This is a genomic window from Paraburkholderia jirisanensis (assembly GCF_054782355.1).
Genome location: NZ_BAAGSQ010000027.1, coordinates 17,776 through 34,313, shown reverse-complemented (window position 1 = coordinate 34,313; position 16,538 = coordinate 17,776). Strand labels below are relative to the sequence as shown.

Annotated in this window: 15 protein-coding genes and 2 pseudogenes; 7 read left to right on the top strand and 10 right to left on the bottom strand. The window is 63.6% G+C overall.

Annotation, left to right across the window (positions count from 1 at the left end):
• Nucleotides 1–22: 22 nt before the first annotated feature.
• Complete coding sequence (locus tag ACYVNQ_RS22920) at nt 23–1,657, bottom strand: class I adenylate-forming enzyme family protein (RefSeq protein WP_460905017.1); 1,635 nt, start codon at nt 1,655–1,657, stop codon at nt 23–25.
• Between the two features lie 129 nt (nt 1,658–1,786).
• Here ACYVNQ_RS22920 and ybaK point away from each other — a divergent pair, with 129 nt between their 5' ends.
• Entirely contained in the window at nt 1,787–2,278 is a 492-nt protein-coding gene (gene ybaK / locus ACYVNQ_RS22915; RefSeq protein WP_460905016.1) for a Cys-tRNA(Pro) deacylase, read from the top strand.
• Between the two features lie 130 nt (nt 2,279–2,408).
• Nucleotides 2,409–3,056, top strand: a complete 648-nt coding sequence (plsY, locus tag ACYVNQ_RS22910) for a glycerol-3-phosphate 1-O-acyltransferase PlsY (protein ID WP_460905015.1) — start codon at nt 2,409–2,411, stop codon at nt 3,054–3,056.
• 324 nt (nt 3,057–3,380) lie between these two features.
• Here plsY and ACYVNQ_RS22905 read toward each other — a convergent pair whose 3' ends face one another.
• A complete protein-coding gene (locus tag ACYVNQ_RS22905) occupies nt 3,381–3,866 on the bottom strand; it encodes a YajQ family cyclic di-GMP-binding protein (RefSeq protein WP_460905014.1) in 486 nt (161 codons plus the stop codon).
• 179 nt (nt 3,867–4,045) lie between these two features.
• Here ACYVNQ_RS22905 and murB point away from each other — a divergent pair.
• Nucleotides 4,046–4,684, top strand: a pseudogene (gene murB / locus ACYVNQ_RS22900) (UDP-N-acetylmuramate dehydrogenase); the annotation flags it as partial.
• A gap of 156 nt (nt 4,685–4,840) precedes the next feature.
• Nucleotides 4,841–5,242: pseudogene (locus ACYVNQ_RS22895) on the top strand (UDP-N-acetylmuramate dehydrogenase); the annotation flags it as partial.
• Between the two features lie 126 nt (nt 5,243–5,368).
• Here the strand turns inward: ACYVNQ_RS22895 and ACYVNQ_RS22890 are convergent.
• Nucleotides 5,369–6,598: an argininosuccinate synthase gene (locus ACYVNQ_RS22890; RefSeq protein ID WP_460905013.1), complete on the bottom strand. Its 1,230-nt coding sequence runs from the start codon at nt 6,596–6,598 to the stop codon at nt 5,369–5,371.
• 126 nt (nt 6,599–6,724) lie between these two features.
• Nucleotides 6,725–7,654: an ornithine carbamoyltransferase gene (gene argF, locus ACYVNQ_RS22885; RefSeq protein ID WP_460905012.1), complete on the bottom strand. Its 930-nt coding sequence runs from the start codon at nt 7,652–7,654 to the stop codon at nt 6,725–6,727.
• A 428-nt stretch (nt 7,655–8,082) separates the two neighbouring features.
• Here argF and ACYVNQ_RS22880 point away from each other — a divergent pair, with 428 nt between their 5' ends.
• A complete protein-coding gene (locus ACYVNQ_RS22880) occupies nt 8,083–8,418 on the top strand; it encodes a DUF3579 domain-containing protein (RefSeq protein ID WP_460905011.1) in 336 nt (111 codons plus the stop codon).
• 215 nt (nt 8,419–8,633) lie between these two features.
• On the opposite strand, the gene rpsT is transcribed toward ACYVNQ_RS22880, so the two are convergent.
• Nucleotides 8,634–8,915 (bottom strand): 30S ribosomal protein S20, encoded by a 282-nt coding sequence (rpsT, locus tag ACYVNQ_RS22875; RefSeq protein ID WP_460905010.1) that lies wholly within the window; start codon nt 8,913–8,915, stop codon nt 8,634–8,636.
• A gap of 498 nt (nt 8,916–9,413) precedes the next feature.
• Between rpsT and murJ the strand changes: the two genes are divergently transcribed.
• Together murJ and ACYVNQ_RS22865 are read left to right on the top strand one after the other, a co-directional pair.
• The gene (gene murJ, locus ACYVNQ_RS22870; RefSeq protein ID WP_460905009.1) at nt 9,414–10,964 is read left to right on the top strand and encodes a murein biosynthesis integral membrane protein MurJ; all 1,551 of its coding nucleotides are present in this window, start codon (nt 9,414–9,416) and stop codon (nt 10,962–10,964) included.
• Nucleotides 10,965–10,969: 5 nt separating this feature from the next.
• Complete coding sequence (locus ACYVNQ_RS22865) at nt 10,970–11,812, top strand: SirB1 family protein (RefSeq protein ID WP_460906052.1); 843 nt, start codon at nt 10,970–10,972, stop codon at nt 11,810–11,812.
• A gap of 213 nt (nt 11,813–12,025) precedes the next feature.
• On the opposite strand, the gene ACYVNQ_RS22860 is transcribed toward ACYVNQ_RS22865, so the two are convergent.
• The 5 genes from ACYVNQ_RS22860 to lpxK form a co-directional block, all read right to left on the bottom strand.
• Nucleotides 12,026–12,784: an SDR family NAD(P)-dependent oxidoreductase gene (locus ACYVNQ_RS22860; RefSeq protein WP_460905008.1), complete on the bottom strand. Its 759-nt coding sequence runs from the start codon at nt 12,782–12,784 to the stop codon at nt 12,026–12,028.
• Between the two features lie 222 nt (nt 12,785–13,006).
• Nucleotides 13,007–13,672: an adenylate kinase gene (gene adk / locus ACYVNQ_RS22855; RefSeq protein WP_460905007.1), complete on the bottom strand. Its 666-nt coding sequence runs from the start codon at nt 13,670–13,672 to the stop codon at nt 13,007–13,009.
• Nucleotides 13,673–13,952: 280 nt separating this feature from the next.
• On the bottom strand, nt 13,953–14,750 hold the full coding sequence (gene kdsB / locus ACYVNQ_RS22850; protein WP_460905006.1) for a 3-deoxy-manno-octulosonate cytidylyltransferase: 798 nt from the start codon (nt 14,748–14,750) through the stop codon (nt 13,953–13,955).
• A 311-nt stretch (nt 14,751–15,061) separates the two neighbouring features.
• On the bottom strand, nt 15,062–15,265 hold the full coding sequence (locus ACYVNQ_RS22845) for a Trm112 family protein (RefSeq protein WP_460905005.1): 204 nt from the start codon (nt 15,263–15,265) through the stop codon (nt 15,062–15,064).
• Nucleotides 15,246–16,274, bottom strand: coding sequence for a tetraacyldisaccharide 4'-kinase (lpxK, locus tag ACYVNQ_RS22840; RefSeq protein WP_460905004.1), 1,029 nt, complete (start codon nt 16,272–16,274; stop codon nt 15,246–15,248). Before lpxK ends, ACYVNQ_RS22845 begins: the two co-directional genes overlap by 20 nt.
• Between the last annotated feature and the right edge of the window lie 264 nt (nt 16,275–16,538).

Genomic DNA, 16,538 nt, shown 5'->3' with positions numbered 1-16,538 from the left:
CGCGCGGCAGAGCGGACCTCGCTTATACGAGCTCCCGTAACTGGTGCTTCAGGATCTTGCCGGTGGACGCGGCCGGTAGCGCAGCCAAGATCCGCACTTCGGCGGGCCGTTTGTAAGGCGCGAGCCGTGCGGCGCTCCACGCGATCAACTGTTCGGGCGACAAGCGCGCGCCCGCCCTCAGTTCGACGAATGCGATCACCTCTTCATTGCCCTCGACGTTGCGCCCGAGCACGGCCGATTGCACGATGTCCGGATGCGCGTTCAGCGCCTGCTCGACTTCGGCCGGGTAGACATTGAAGCCCGAGTGAATAATCAGTTCCTTGCTGCGCCCGACGATGTACAGCGCGCCGTCCGGGTACTGCTGCGCGAGGTCGCCGGTTTTCAGCCAGCCGTCGGGGGTCACGGCGGCCTCGGTTTGTTGTGCGCTCCGATAGTAGCCGAGCATCACATTCGGCCCGCGCACCCATAGTTCACCAATCTCGCCTGGCGCGACGTCGATGCCGTCCGGTGCCACGAAGCGTACTTCGATGCCGGGAATCGGCGTGCCCACCGAGCAATCGGCACGCGGTGCATCGAGCGACGTTTGCGCGACGGTCGGGCTGCTTTCGGTCATGCCGTAGCCGTTGTGCAGCGTGACGCCGTACACGCTTTCGACGCGCGCTTTCAACGCGGCATCGAGTGGCGAGCCGCCGGTGTATGCGAAACGCAAGTGCGGCGCCGACCATGGCAGGCGTTGCGCGTGCAGGTATTCGAGCAGTTTGGCGTGCATGGCGGGCACACCCTGGAAGATCGATACGCGTTCGCTGGCCAGCGCCGTGCGTACTGCTTCGGGCGAGAAGCGCGGCGCAAGTCGCAGCGTCGCGCCGGCATGCAGGCTGCCGAGACACACGGACGCGAGTCCGTACACATGCGAAACCGGCAGCACGGTGTAGACCACGTCGTCGGGCCCGACGCGACGCAGCATGCTGGACGTTGCCGCGATGAACAACAGGTTACGGTGCGACAGCATCACGCTTTTCGGCGCGCCGGTGGTGCCTGTCGTATAGATCAGCGCGGCGCATTGGCGCTGCGGCGCGGCTTCGACCGGTTCGGCGTTCGCCTGCGCATCGAATGTGTACGACCATGCGCCGATGTCGACGACGTCTGATTCTTCTGCCGCCAAGGTGTCGAGTGCCGGCGCGGGTCGTGCGGCGCAGCGCTGTGCATGCTGTGCCGCATCAGGTGAAGTCTCCGTGAGGTACGCGACAATGCGTGGCCGCGCGTGCGTACCGATCGCGTCCAGTTCCGGCGCCGCAAGCCTTGCGTTGCACAGCAACGCCCATGCGTCGAGCCGCGCCGCAGCAAACAGCAACACGATCTGCGCCACGCAGTTTTCCGCGACGATCATCACACGGTCGCCGCCGCGCACGCCGAGCGAGCGCAGCAGCGCGGCGGCGGCGTCGACTGCGTCCGCCAGTTGTGCGTAGGTGAGGCTGCGTGCGTCTTCGATCAGCGCGACGTGTTGTGGGTCGCGCACGGCGCCGAACACCGGTATGTCGGCGATCCGGGCCGACAAGGACGCTTGCAGGACATCGGCATTGACAGCGAGTGCTGCCCGGTTTGGCGATGGTGTCAATGCGATCTCCCTGAACGGCTGTGAAACGTGTGCACAAAGCATGCAGCGGTCCGGCACGTGCATGGGTGGGCGCTTGGTGATTCGCGAACGATCGTGCCACAGCCATGGCGTGCGCACAATCTGCCGTTTGGCGGATGGCGCGCCACGGTGCCCGGACATTACAATGCGCCGATGAGCAAATCCAGACATGTTTCCGAGACGCCCGCCACGCAGTTCCTGCGCCGCCACGGCGTCGCTTTCGGCGAGCACCCGTACGATTACGTCGAGCACGGCGGCACGGAGGAATCGGCGCGGCAGCTTGGCGTCGACGAGCATCAGGTGGTGAAAACGCTCGTCATGGAAGACGAGCACGCCAAGCCGCTGATCGTGTTGATGCATGGAGATCGCACGGTTTCCACCAAGAATCTTGCGCGGCAGATCGGCGCGAAGCGCGTCGAGCCCTGCAAGCCCGAGGTGGCGAACCGGCATTCGGGCTTCCTGGTCGGCGGCACCTCGCCGTTCGGTACGCGCAAGGAGATGCCGGTGTACGTCGAGTCGAGCATTCTCGAACTCGACACGATCTGGATCAATGGCGGCCGGCGTGGGTTTCTCATCAGTATCGCGCCGGGCGTGCTGACCGAATTGCTGGGCGCGAAGCCGGTGCAGTGTGCGAGCGTCGATTGAACACCGTTGCCGCTGCGGGCCGGACCACGCGTACAGACCGGCGCCCGCAGCCTGGTTAAAATGTGCGCCGTCGCGCGCACGACGCTAGAAGCTTCGTCGGTCTGCAACCCATACTTATAAGAGTTTCGACATGGAAAACCTGATTGTCGCCGTCGTGGCCTATCTGATCGGCTCGGTGTCGTTCGCCGTGGTCGTGAGCGCCGCGATGGGGCTCGCCGATCCACGTTCGTACGGCTCCGGCAACCCGGGCGCCACCAATGTGCTCAGAACCGGCAACAAGAAGGCCGCGATCCTGACGCTTATCGGCGACGCGCTGAAGGGCTGGCTCCCGGTCTGGGTGGTCGATCATTTCGGCGCGCGCTATGGGCTGGACGAAACATCGGTTGCGATCGCCGCCATCGCGGTGTTTCTGGGCCACCTGTATCCGGTCTTCTTTCGCTTCAAGGGCGGCAAGGGCGTCGCCACGGCCGCGGGTGTGCTGCTGGCAATCAACCCGATACTCGGTATCGCCACGCTGTTGACCTGGCTGATCGTCGCGTTCTTCACGCGTTATTCGTCGCTGGCGGCGATTTGCGCGGCGATCTTCGCACCGCTGTTCGACGGCTTTCTGTTCGGTGCGAATGTGGTCGCGCTGGCGGTCGTCGCGATGAGCGCATTGCTGATCTGGCGGCATCGCGGGAACATCGCGAAGCTGGTGGCGGGGAAGGAGAGCAGGATCGGCCAGAAGAAGAAAACAGCCGACGGTGAGACGGCGGAAGGCGCGGGTCCGAAGCGCTGAGCGAGGCTTGGGCGCGGCTCGGTGAACTGCGAGAGCTGACGGCGGCCCGAGGGCGCTGCGTGTGCACCCGCCCGCGGGTGGATTGACCGTTGCGGCGATGCCACCCACACCAAGGCTCGGAGGGCTCGTGCGCTTGCAACTGTGGGATGCGTCGCGCCCCGTTGAACGTGCGCAACTGCCGGGCGCGGGCGAGATCTATCGGCCGCCGCTGCGTAGCTGCTCGGGCCGCCGTGCGTAAGCTGTGTGCGCAACGACATGCATAGCGGCATGCGAACGCCGTGCGAAACCCGCCGGCCGCACGCCGCGTCTGAACCGCCGCCTGACTCAGTCGCGGAAATTATTGAAGTCGAGCGGTGTATCCGTCACGTCCTTGCGCAGCATCGCAATCACGCTTTGCAAGTCGTCGCGCTTGGTACCTGTTACGCGTACCGCGTCGCCCTGGATGCTGGCCTGCACCTTGATCTTGCTGTCCTTCACGAGCTTGACGATTTTTTTCGCCAGGTCGCCCGATACGCCTTTTTTCACGGTGACGATCTGCTTCACCTTGTCGCCACCGATCTTCTCGATCTTGCCGTAGTCGAGAAAACGCACGTCGACATTGCGCTTCGCCAATTTGGACAGAAGTACGTCTTTCACCTGGCCGAGCTTGAAGTCGTCGTCGGCGAACATCGTCAGTTCGCGTTCTTTTTGCTCGACGCGGGCGTCGGAGCCCTTGAAGTCGAAGCGCGTCGAAATTTCCTTGTTCGATTGCTCGATCGAATTCTTGACCTCGATCATGTTCGCTTCGCTGACAACGTCGAACGATGGCATTTTTCTCTCCCTTAGTGCCGCGGTGCGGGCGCCGCCCGAAGGGCGCGCAACTGCACTCGCTATAATCATGAACCGGACGCCATTTTACCGGCGCCATATCTTTTGCCCAAGGACCGCACACGACTTGTGCGGTTTTCCGAAATATTGCACCGCGCCGCGGTCTGCCGATACTCCAGCCGATGTCCCTGTCCGTTCCTGTTTCTTTCATTGCTGACTATCCGCTGCGGGCACATAACAGCTTCGGTTTCGATGTACGCGCGAAGTTCGCGTGCCGCATTGAATCCGTGGATCAGTTGCTCGCGGCTGTGCGCCATCCGCACGCGGCAGGTCTTGCGCGGCTGGTGCTCGGCGGCGGCAGCAACGTCGTGCTGACGCGCGATTTTGCCGGCCTCGTACTGCTGGTGGCGCTGCGCGGCCGGCGCGTCGCGCACGAAGACGATGCAGCGTGGTACGTCGAGGCGGCAGCCGGTGAAAACTGGCATGAGTTCGTCCAGTGGACGCTCTCCCAAGGGCTGCCCGGGCTTGAAAACCTCGCGCTGATTCCCGGCACAGTGGGTGCGGCGCCGATTCAGAACATCGGCGCGTACGGGCTCGAAATGGGCGAGCGCTTCGCATCGTTGCGCGCGCTGGAGCTGGCAACCGGCGAAATCGTCGAGCTGGACGCCGCGGCCTGCCGGTTCGGCTATCGCGACAGCTTCTTCAAACAGGAGGGGCGCGACCGCTTCGTGATTACGTCGGTGACGTTCAGGCTGCCCAAAGCGTGGACGCCGCGTGCGAACTACGCGGACCTCGCGCGCGAGCTGGCGACAAATGACACAAGCGGTACAGGCGGTACAGGCGGTACAGGCGGTACAGGCGGTACAGGCGGTACAGGCGGTACAAGCGGTACAAGCGGTACAAGCGGTACAAGCGGTACAAGCGGTACAAGCGGTACAAGCGGTACAAGCGGTACAAGCGGTACAAGCGGTACAAGCGGCGCCGCCGCACCGACCGCGCAGGCGATCTTCGATGCGGTAGTGCGTGTGCGGCGCGCGAAACTACCCGATCCGCTTGAAGTCGGCAACGCCGGGAGTTTCTTCAAGAACCCGGTGGTTGACGCGGCACAATTCGATGCGCTGCGCGCGCGCGAACCCGAGTTGGTCTCGTATCCGCAGCCGGATGGCCGCGTGAAGCTCGCGGCGGGCTGGCTGATCGACCGCTGCGGCTGGAAAGGGCGCGCGCTCGGCGCAGCGGCCGTGCATGAGCGTCAGGCGCTGGTGCTCGTAAATCGGGGCGGCGCGACCGGCGGCGAGGTGCTGGAACTCGCCCGGGCGATTCAGCGCGACGTCGTGCAGCGCTTCGGCGTGGAACTGGAGCCCGAGCCGGTTTGCCTTTGACCCGAATGGCTGGTTGTTGGTGCGGGCAGCGCGCCGCCAAACAAAAAGCGCCGGGCATGTTTCCATGCACCGGCGCCTTTGCAACGCACGCGGCGTGACGCTATCGAGGCTGCTTATCTCGCCCGCTTACTCGCCACGCGTACGGCGCGCCGTTTCAGCAATCCGCATCCGCAACGCATTGAGCTTGATGAACCCGCCAGCATCGGCCTGGTTATACGCGCCACCATCGTCGTCGAACGTGGCGATCGTCTTGTCGAACAGCGTGTCTTTCGAATCGCGCGCGACCACCGACACACTGCCCTTATACAGCTTCACCCGCACCCAGCCGTTGACCTTCTGCTGCGTATGGTCGATCAACACCTGGATCGTGCGACGCTCCGGGCTCCACCAGTAGCCGTTGTAGATCAGCGCAGCATAGCGCGCCATCAGATCGTCTTTCAGGTGCGCCACTTCGCGGTCGAGCGTGATCGATTCGATGCCGCGGTGCGCCTTCAGCATGATCGTGCCGCCCGGCGTTTCATAGCAGCCGCGCGACTTCATGCCGACGTAGCGGTTTTCGACCAGATCCAGCCGGCCGATGCCATGCTTGCCGCCAAGGCTGTTCAGCTCGGTCAGCATGTCGGCCGGCGACAGGCGCTTGCCGTTCAGCGCAACCGGATCGCCGTGTTCGTATTCGATGTCGAGGTATTCCGCCGCGTCCGGTGCCGCTTCCGGCGACACGGTCCAGCGCCACATATCCGGCTCGGCTTCCGCCTTCGGGTCTTCGAGGTGGCGGCCTTCGAACGAAATGTGCAACAGGTTCGCGTCCATCGAGTACGGCGCGCCGCCTTGCTTGTGCTTCATTTCGATCGGAATGCCGGCCTTTTCCGCGTACGCGAGCAGCTTTTCGCGCGACAGCAGGTCCCATTCGCGCCACGGGGCGATCACCTTGATGCCGGGTTCGAGCGCGTAGTAGCCGAGTTCGAAGCGTACCTGGTCGTTGCCCTTGCCGGTTGCGCCATGCGAAACCGCCTGTGCGCCGGTGGCGCGCGCGATCTCGATCTGACGCTTCGCGATCAGCGGACGTGCGATCGACGTGCCGAGCAGATATTCGCCTTCGTAGATCGTGTTCGCACGGAACATCGGGAACACGAAGTCGCGCACGAATTCTTCGCGCAGGTCTTCGATATAGATGTTTTCCTGCTTGATGCCGAGTTGCAGCGCTTTCTTGCGCGCCGGTTCCAGCTCTTCGCCCTGGCCGATGTCGGCCGTGAACGTGACGACTTCGGCGTCGTAGTTGTCCTGCAACCACTTCAGGATGACGGAGGTGTCGAGGCCGCCCGAATAGGCGAGCACGACTTTCTTGATATCGCTCATGATGAACTCGTAGCTGGGAGAACTGGTGCGCGCCGGCCGCCCCGGTGCGCGGAAAAAACGTATTTTGACACCAAACCGCCACGTATCCCGCGTTTCGGGATGACGGCGGGCGGTTGGTGCTCGTGCTTAATGATTCAGCTTGCCGAGCAGCAGAAATTCCAGCAGCGCCTTCTGCACGTGCAGACGGTTCTCGGCTTCGTCCCACACCACGCTCTGCGGGCCGTCGATCACTTCCGCGCTGACTTCCTCGCCGCGGTGCGCGGGCAGGCAGTGCATAAACAGTGCGTCCTTCTGCGCGCGCGCCATCATGTCCGCATCGACGCACCAGTCTGCGAACGCCTTTTTGCGCGCTTCGTTTTCGGCCTCGAAGCCCATGCTGGTCCACACGTCGGTGGTAATCAGATCGGCGCCGGCGCAGGCCTCGTTCGGGTCGTCGAATTCTTCGTAAGCCGATGCGCTTTCAGCCGCCACCATCGCGCGATCGAGCTTGTAGCCCGGCGGCGTGGACAGTTTCAGCTTGAAGCCGAGAATGTGCGCGGCCTCGATCCACGTGTAAAGCATGTTGTTCGCATCGCCGACCCACGCCACGGTCTTGCCGCGAATCGGGCCGCGATGTTCGTAGTACGTGAAGATGTCGGCCAGCACCTGGCACGGGTGATATTCGTTGGTCAGTCCGTTGATGACCGGCACGCGCGAATTTTCCGCGAAGCGCTGGATGATGTCCTGGCCGAACGTGCGGATCATGATGATGTCGACCATCCGCGAAATGACCTGCGCCGCATCTTCGATCGGTTCGCCGCGGCCCAGCTGTGTGTCGCGTGTGCTCATGAACACCGCGTGGCCGCCCAGCTGGAAGATACCCGCCTCGAACGACAGGCGCGTGCGCGTCGAGTTTTTCTCGAAGATCATCGCGAGCGTTCGGTCGTGCAGCGGGTGGTAGGTTTCGTAGTTCTTGAACTTGCGTTTGAGAATGCGAGCCCGCTCGAACACGTATTCGTACTCGTCCAGCGAGAAGTCCTTGAACTGCAGGTAATGGCGGATTTTTTTGGCGGTCATGAAACAAATACGGCGGTCTCACCCGGCCAGGAAGGCCGGACGGCGCCGCCGTCGTTTGTGGTAACTCAAAGCAGCATAAAGGATTTTCCTCTATTTGACGAGTCGGCCGGATGGCCGGTATGCGGCGCAGCCGTTGAGAAAAATTGTTGTCCGCAGCTGCGTGAAAGGCTTGTGTGCAGTGCGGAAAACACCCTGCTGCGCTATAATCCAACGGTTTTTTAAGCCCAGCTTTCAGGCTCAACAGCAGGCGGCGCGCGCATGTGTGGCCTGCAGGGCAATGCCCGGCGCCTGCCCGGCGACCTTTAATGGCCGCATGCGGCACGAGGCTGGCTCGATGCGGCCCACGGCGGCTTGCATGCGTGCGTGCCCGTGTTCAGGTAGCTTTTCCGTACGCGCTCTGCTGGGCGCAGTCACTCAGGGTTTCCTACATGGTCGACACACCCCCAACCGAGTACTTCATTCAAGGCATCACTAGCGCGGGAAGAAAGTTTCGGCCGAGCGACTGGTCGGAACGCCTCGCAGGTGTGATGTCGGGTTTTGGGCCGGGAGCGAGGGGACGGAATGCGCGGCTGCAATACTCACTTTATGTGCGCCCAACCATGCTTGGCGACCTGAAGTGCGTGATTCTGGATTCGCGGCTGCGCGATATCGAACCGATGGCGTTCGACTTCGTGATGAACTTCGCGAAAGACAACGATCTGGTTGTCACCGAGGCCTGCGAACTGCCGGCGCATCATGGAACGCAGCAGGGCAGGTCGCTGTGAGTTGATGCAAGGACTCGATGCAGGGCTTGTTGCAAGGTCCCACGCAAGAAACCCGCTTCGGCGGGTTTTTTTGTGCCCAGGGGCTGGACCTTAAACCTGAATGAACCCCGAACTGAACGACAAAAAAGCCCGCGAAGGCGGGCTTTAATGATGCAGCGGAAACAGGAAGCAACCCGCGCGAGGCGGGTTGACCGGACTCGATTCGAATACGGTGATTACTGTGCTGCTGCAGGCGCTTGCAGCACCTTGAGGGCTGCAGCCAGGCGGCTCTTATGGCGAGCGGCCTTGTTCTTGTGAACGATCTTCTTGTCGGCAATGATGTCGATGGTCTTCGACGATGCACGGAAGATCTCAGCGGCTTTCGCCTGATCGCCGGCTTCAACTGCCTTGCGGACAGCCTTGATGGCCGTGCGGAACTTCGAGCGCAGCGCCGAGTTGTGCGAGTTGGCCTTGGCGGCCTGGCGGGAGCGCTTGCGTGCTTGTTTGGTATTTGCCATGACGTTGGTTCCTTATCCTGTTCCTGTTTCCAGTGCCGGGTGGCTTTGTGCATGCAATCGTGCACGGGGACCCGGCGCTGCTTTTAGATTCGACCTGCGGAAGCGATTGCCCGCAGGCGCTGTATCAAATCTGACGACGACAACTACGCGAACCCGGACCTGCTGGAGAGTCTTCTGGGTGGAAAAGAAGAGCGTCCAGTAGCCATATAATGACTAGCCGAGCTTCGAAACCGGCGATTATAGCAACAAAATCAGGCACGTGCCAATCAAAAGCCTGCACGAGGCGTGAGCCGCAGTCGCGCACAGCCCCCGGCGCTTGGGCGCCTTGTCCCGCCTGCCTGCCATCGGCAATTCCGCCAACCCGGCCCGGAGTACGCCGCAAACCCACGCCGAACGGCACAAATTCGCGCTGAAATCGAACGTCCGGCGCGCGGACAGGTCCGAATCGCATTTTTGACCGATCTTCTGCCCTGGACGCACCCGTATAATAAGCGCCCCATGAATCTATTCCGAGCCCTGCTGACAGTCAGCGGTTTCACGCTGCTGTCGCGCGTGACCGGGCTGGCACGCGAGACGCTGATCGCCCGAGCGTTCGGCGCCAGCCAATACACCGACGCGTTCTACGTCGCCTTCCGGATCCCGAACCTGCTGCGCCGCATTTCCGCGGAAGGCGCGTTTTCGCAGGCCTTCGTGCCGATCCTTGCCGAGTTCAAGAACCAGCAAGGACACGACGCGACCAAGGCGCTGGTCGACGCGACCTCCACAGTGCTTGCGTGGGTGCTCGCGGTCGTGTCGCTGCTGGGCGTGCTGGGTGCATCGTGGGTGGTGCTGGCGGTCGCTTCGGGTTTGCGCACCGACGGCGACGCGTTCCCGCTCGCCGTCACGATGACGCGGATCATGTTCCCGTACATCGTGTTCATCTCGCTGACTTCGCTCGCGTCGAGCGTGCTGAACACGTACAAGCATTTCTCGATGCCGGCCTTCGCGCCGGTGCTGCTGAACGTCGCGTTCATCGGGGCTGCGGTGTTCGTCGCGCCGCATCTGCATACGCCCGTTTATGCGCTGGCGTGGGCGGTGATCGTCGGCGGCATCCTGCAGTTCATCGTGCAGATGCCGGTGCTGAAGAAAATCGACATGCTGCCGCGCATCGGTCTGCGTCCGCTGCGCGCGCTCGCGCATCGCGGCGTCAAGCGCGTGCTCGCGAAGATGGTGCCGGCGATGTTCGCGGTGTCGGTTGCGCAGATCAGTCTGATCATCAATACGAATATTGCGTCGCGCATCGGGCCGGGCGCGGTTTCGTGGATCAACTACGCGGACCGGCTGATGGAGTTTCCGACCGCGCTGCTCGGCGTCGCGCTCGGTACGATCCTGCTACCGAGTCTTTCAAAAGCGCACGTCGACGCCGACCCGCTCGAATATTCGGCGCTGCTCGACTGGGGCCTGCGCGTGACCTTCCTGCTGGCGGCGCCCAGCGCGATCGCGCTGTTTTTCTTCGCCGAACCTTTGACCGCCACGCTGTTTCACTACGGCAAATTCGACGGCCATTCGGTCGTGATGGTCGGGCGTGCGCTCGCGGCTTACGGCGTCGGTCTGGTCGGCCTGATCCTGATCAAGATCCTCGCGCCCGGCTTCTATGCGAAACAGGACATCAAGACGCCGGTGAAGATCGGCATCGGTGTGCTGATTTTCACGCAGCTGTGCAACTATCTGTTCGTGCCGATTTTCTCGCACGCGGGGCTGACCTTGTCGGTCGGGCTCGGCGCTTGCATGAACGCGCTGCTGCTGTTCTTCGGCTTGCGGCGCCGCGGTATCTATCGGCCGTCGTCGGGCTGGTCGGTATTTTTTGTTCAGCTGCTCGGCGCATGCCTCGTGCTGGCCGGCATGATGCACTGGCTCGCGACGAGCTTCGACTGGATCGGCATGCACGACCGGCCGCTGATACGCATCGTGCTGCTCGGCGCGTGCCTCGTTCTGTTTGCCGCGCTATATTTCGGTATGCTGTGGCTGATGGGCTTCAAATACGCGTATTTCAAAAGGCGAGTGAAGTGATCACGATGACGCGGGTTCTCGAATATTTCAGCGCGCTTGTCGTCGAAGACGATAGCCTCCCGCTCACCGAAGCGGCGCTGTCGCTCGCACAGGATGCTTACCCCGATCTCGACCTGCAAGGCACGCTCGCGGAAATCGACGAGCTGGTGCTGCGCCTGAAGCGCCGCATGCCCGAAGATGCGGACGTCAAGCAGAAGGTCACAGTATTGAACCGGTTCTTCTTTCGCGAACTGGGCTTTGCGGCCAACGTCAACGATTACTACGACCCGGACAATAGTCACCTGAACGTCGTGCTGAAGCGTCGGCGCGGCATTCCGATATCGCTGGCGGTGCTGTATCTGGAGATCGCCAGCCAGTTCGACATTCCGGTGCGCGGCGTGTCGTTTCCCGGGCATTTCCTGCTGCGCGTATCGACGCCGGAAGGCGACGTGATGCTCGATCCGACCAGCGGGCATTCGCTGTCCGAGGCGGAGATGGTCGACATGCTGGAGCCGTATGTCGCGAAGGCCGGCGATTCGGTCGGCCGCGCGCTGCGCATGCTGTTGCAGCCGGCCACGCGGCGCGAGATCGTCGCGCGCATGCTGCGCAACCTCAAATCCACGTATCTGCAAACCGAGCGCTGGCAGCGGCTGCTGGCGGTGCAGCAGCGGCTTGTGATCCTGTTGCCGGACAGTATCGAAGAGGTGCGCGATCGCGGCTTCGCGTATGCGCGGCTCGATTACCTGCGGCCGGCGCTCGAAGATCTCGAGCGCTACCTCGGCGACCGGCCCGATGCGGACGATGCGACGGTGGTCGAATCGCAACTGCAGGAGATCCGGCAGCGCACGCAGCACAACGACCGCGATTGACTGCCGTGTGGCGGGGCGGGCGCGAGTGTGGCGCTGCCATGAATCTGCTGCGCGAAACCGCCATCTGAATCCATCACACGAAACCGCTAGCCATTGCGCGACCCGCGCGGCGCACGCGGTTCCCGTTCAGGCTGCAGTGTTGAGCCGCCAGCCTTCAGCCTTCAACCATGGCTGGCGGCTTTGAATGATGGCCAGTAACGCGCCGCCACCAATCTACTTCGGCTGCATCCGGATCGCGCCATCGAGGCGGATCACTTCGCCGTTCAGCATCGTATTGTCGAAGATCTGCTTGACGAGCATCGCGTACTCGGCCGGTTTGCCCAGTCGCGGCGGAAACGGCACCATCGCGCCGAGGGCGTCCTGCACCTCCTGCGGCATACCGAGCAGCATCGGCGTTTCGAAGATGCCGGGCGCGATCGTCATCACGCGGATGCCGTTGCGCGCGAGGTCGCGCGCGAGCGGCAGCGTCATGCCGGCGACACCGGCCTTCGAAGCCGCATAAGCGGCCTGGCCCATTTGCCCGTCGAAGGCCGCGACGGATGCCGTGTTGACGATCACGCCGCGTTCGCCGGCTGCGTTCGGCTCGAGCTTCGCCATCGCGGCCGCGGCGAGGCGCGCCAGATTGAACGTGCCGATCAGATTGATCGCGACGGTTTTGCTGAACATATCGAGCGAATGCGGGCCATCCTTGCCGACGGTTTTCATCGCCGGTGCGACGCCCGCACAGTTGACGAGTCCGCGCAGCGGGCCAAGCTGGCCCGCCGCGGCGACGGCTTGTATCGCATCGTCTTCGCGCGTCACATCGCATTTGACGAACACGCCACCCAGCTCTTTGGCGAGCGCATTGCCCGCGGCTTCATTCAGATCGGCGAGCACGACCTTGCCGCCGTGTTCGGCGACGAGACGCGCGGTGGCGGCGCCGAGGCCCGACGCGCCGCCGGTGATCAGAAATGCGTTGTCGCGGATATCCATGTGTTCTCCTGGCTGAAATTCGGCAAACATCGACGCGCTAAAGCGGATGTCTGCCGATTGTAGCGGCTGGGTTGCCGGCGCGAAAGTGACGGCAAGAGGCTTCATGCAACGCAAGGCAACATGCTTCGGATCGCTGATAATCGAACGTCGGCGAGCGCGTGAATAAAAAAACCGCCTGTAAAGGCGGTTTTCATCGTGCTTGCCGCAGCAGGCTTTAGCGCATCACTTCAGCGCTTCGAACGTACGCGCGCGAATTTCGTCGACCGTGCCGAGGCCCGAAATGCGCCGATATTGCGGCGCCTTCAGCGACGTAGACGCATCGCCGTTCTTCGCCCAGCCGTTGTAGTACTCGATCAGCGGTTTGGTCTGCGCGACATACACATCGAGGCGCTTGCGCACCGTCTCTTCCTTGTCGTCGTCGCGCTGGATCAGCGGCTCGCCGGTCACGTCGTCGACGCCATCGGTTTTCGGCGGATTGAACTTCACGTGATACGTGCGGCCCGAAGCCGCATGCACGCGACGTCCGCTCATGCGCACGATGATCTCGTCGAACGGCACGTCGATCTCGAGCACGTAGTCGATCGCGACGCCGGCCTGCTTCATTGCTTCGGCTTGCGGCAGCGTGCGCGGAAAGCCATCGAACAGATAACCGTTCGCGCAGTCCGGCTCGCGCAGGCGTTCCTTGACGAGGTTGATGATCAGTTCATCCGTGACCAGTTCACCGGCATCCATATAACGCTTCGCTTCGATGCCGAGCGGCGTGCCCGCCTTGACCGCGGCGCGCAGCATATCGCCGGTCGAAATCTGCGGAATGCCGAACTTGTCCTTGATGAAGTTTGCCTGGGTGCCCTTACCCGCTCCGGGGGCCCCCAACAGGATCAAACGCATTGTGATATCTCCAGATCTCTATGTAAATTCTGTTCGGCGCGGGCGCGGTTCGCGCACTTCACGCAGGGGATCGCAGGTTCGTCGTGAGGTTCGCCTGGCCGTTCTGGCAGAGCATGTGTCGTACAGCCGGTCGTGCCGGTAAGCTGAACGACAGCGCTGCAACATGGGCCACCAGGTGAGGTCGATCACCTCGTCCAGCAGCTTGCCCACCAGCGGAGCGAAACCCCGCGAACCCTTGCGCTGCATGGTTCGCGTAATCGCCCGATTATGCCATGGGTTTTTACGCCGACGCCCTGAAAAGAGCCTGTACACGCGCCAGATCGGCCGGCGTGTCGACGCCCGGCAACGGCGCATCGTGCGTGACCAGCACGGCGATGCGTTCGCCATGCCACATCGCGCGCAACTGTTCGAGCGCTTCGACCTGCTCGAGCGGCGACAGCGCCAGCGACGGATAGCTGCGCAGGAACTTCGCGCGATACGCATACAGGCCGATGTGCCGGTACACGGTGGTGGCCGGCGCGGGCATGGCGGCGACGTTGGGCCAGTGCGGCTGCCACGCGTCGCGGGCCCACGGAATCGGCGCGCGCGAGAAGTACAGCGCGACGCTGCGCGCATCGAGCACGACCTTCACCACGTTCGGATTGAACACTTCGGCGGGGTCGGTGATCGGATGCGCGGCGGTTGCGATCGCGCAGTCCGGGTTGGCCGCGAGGTGCGACGCTACGCCGCGCACCAGCGCCGGGTCGATCAGCGGTTCGTCGCCCTGCACGTTGACGACGATCGTGTCGTCGCTCAGGCCGAGTTGCACGGCCACTTCGGCCAGCCGGTCGGTGCCGGACGGGTGATCGGCGCGCGTCAGCAGCGCGTCGATGCCGTGGCTGCGGGCGGCGTCGAGCACCGCCTGCGCATCGGTGGCGATCAGCACCTGCTGCGCGCCGGCCGCGCGCGCCTGCTCGGCGACGCGCACGACCATCGGCTTGCCGCCGAGGTCGGCGAGCGGCTTGTTGGGCAGACGGGTCGAAGCGAGGCGGGCGGGAACGACGGCGATGAAGGGCGGGATGGCAGCAGTCTGGTTCATCGGAGAGACAGGCGATGGAGCCATCGCAAGCGGACCCGCCAGGCGGCGGCGACCGTGCGAAGGGTGCGAAGGTTAAGGCATCGGAGCGGCTACACCCGGCGTTTCAGGTCCGGGCACAGCCGGTGAGTACGGCGCAAATGGAACGCAGCAACGCGCAAACAACGCGCAAACAAGGTGCAAATACGGCAAGAGGCAACACAGAATGCACCGGCAAATTCAACGACGCATGCGGCGCTCAAGCATGTGGCGCCAAAAGACACAGGCAACACGCTGGCACGCTACGGCGGGCACCTTGGCACCCGCCACATGCATCACGCCACCGAACCCGGATTCAGGTCGACTGGCGTGCCCTCGACGGTTTGCCGTGCCTCGTCGACGAGCATCACCGGAATGCCGTCGCGAATCGGATAAGCAAGCTTGTCGACGTTGCAGATGAGCTCCTGCGCGGAACGGTCGTAGCTGAGCGGGCCCTTGCAGATCGGGCAAACGAGGATTTCAAGCAGGCGGGCGTCCACGGACTTTCTCCACAACAGATTCGATGAGGCGATGATCGAGCGCGGCTTCGACCGGGACTACCCAGATGCGCGCATCATGCCAGGACGCCAATTTTACCGCATCCTTTTCGGTGATCAGGATCGCATCGGCTTCGACGTCGGCGAACGGGCTGCTCGCGTACGCATAGTGATCGGGCAGCGCGCGCGTGTTCGGGGTGATACCGGCGGCACGCAGGGTCGCGAAGAAGCGTTCGGGCGCGCCGATGCCGGCGGCCGCGAGCACGCGCGTGCCGGCGAACTGGGCCAGCGGTCGACGCAGATGCGGGCGGTCCAGATGCCAGGCGTCGCCGGGCGTCAGGTGCAGCGCGTAGGTGTTGGGCCACGGCGGCAGCGTGCGTTCATAGGGGCTGTTGATCAACGTCGCATCGCGGCGCCGCGACAGCGGCTCGCGCAGCGGGCCCGCCGGCAGCAAAAAGCCGTTGCCGCCGAGACGATGATCGAACACCACCAGCTCGACCTTGCGCGCGAGGCGATAGTGTTGCAGGCCATCGTCGCTGACGATCACGTCGACTTCGCGATGCGCGGCGCGCAGTGCCTGCGCTGCCGCGACGCGGTCCGGGCAGACCCACACTGGCACGTTGGTGCGGCGTGCGATCAGCAGCGGCTCGTCGCCGGCCGCGGCGGCGCTCGAGGCCGGCGTAACCGGCGTCGGGCCGCGCACGGTCGCGCCATAGCCGCGCGATACCACGCCCGGCGTGAAGCCGGCACTACGCAGCGCTTCGACCAGCGCAATCACCGTCGGCGTCTTGCCGGTGCCGCCGACCGTCACGTTGCCGACCACGATCACCGGCACGCCGACCTCGACGGTCTTCAGCCAGCCGGCCGCAAACGCGGCGCGCCGTGCGGCCGCGATTGCGCCGAATACGCACGCAAGCGGCGTCAGTGCCCATGCGAACGGGCCGCGCCGTTGCCATTCGCGCGCGATGTAGGCCTCGATTCGGGCCCCGAGACTGGATTTCAGTTCACTCATCGAATGAAGGCGTGGCCGCCGGTGCGGCGTGCATGCCCCGCGAGCAAGCAGTGCGAGGGCAACACGGGGAACGGCACGGACATCGGCAAAGGCCTCCGGGAGCGGTCGATCGGATTGAAGCAGAACGGTGGCTGCAAGCGCGGCATGTGCGACACGGCCGTGCAAAACAGACAGGCAGGTGGTCGCCGCGACCCGGCACTCTAGCGCGCGAAGCCGTGCAGCCGCAAGTCGCGATCGCTCGCATGGGCCGCGCCATGCAGCGTG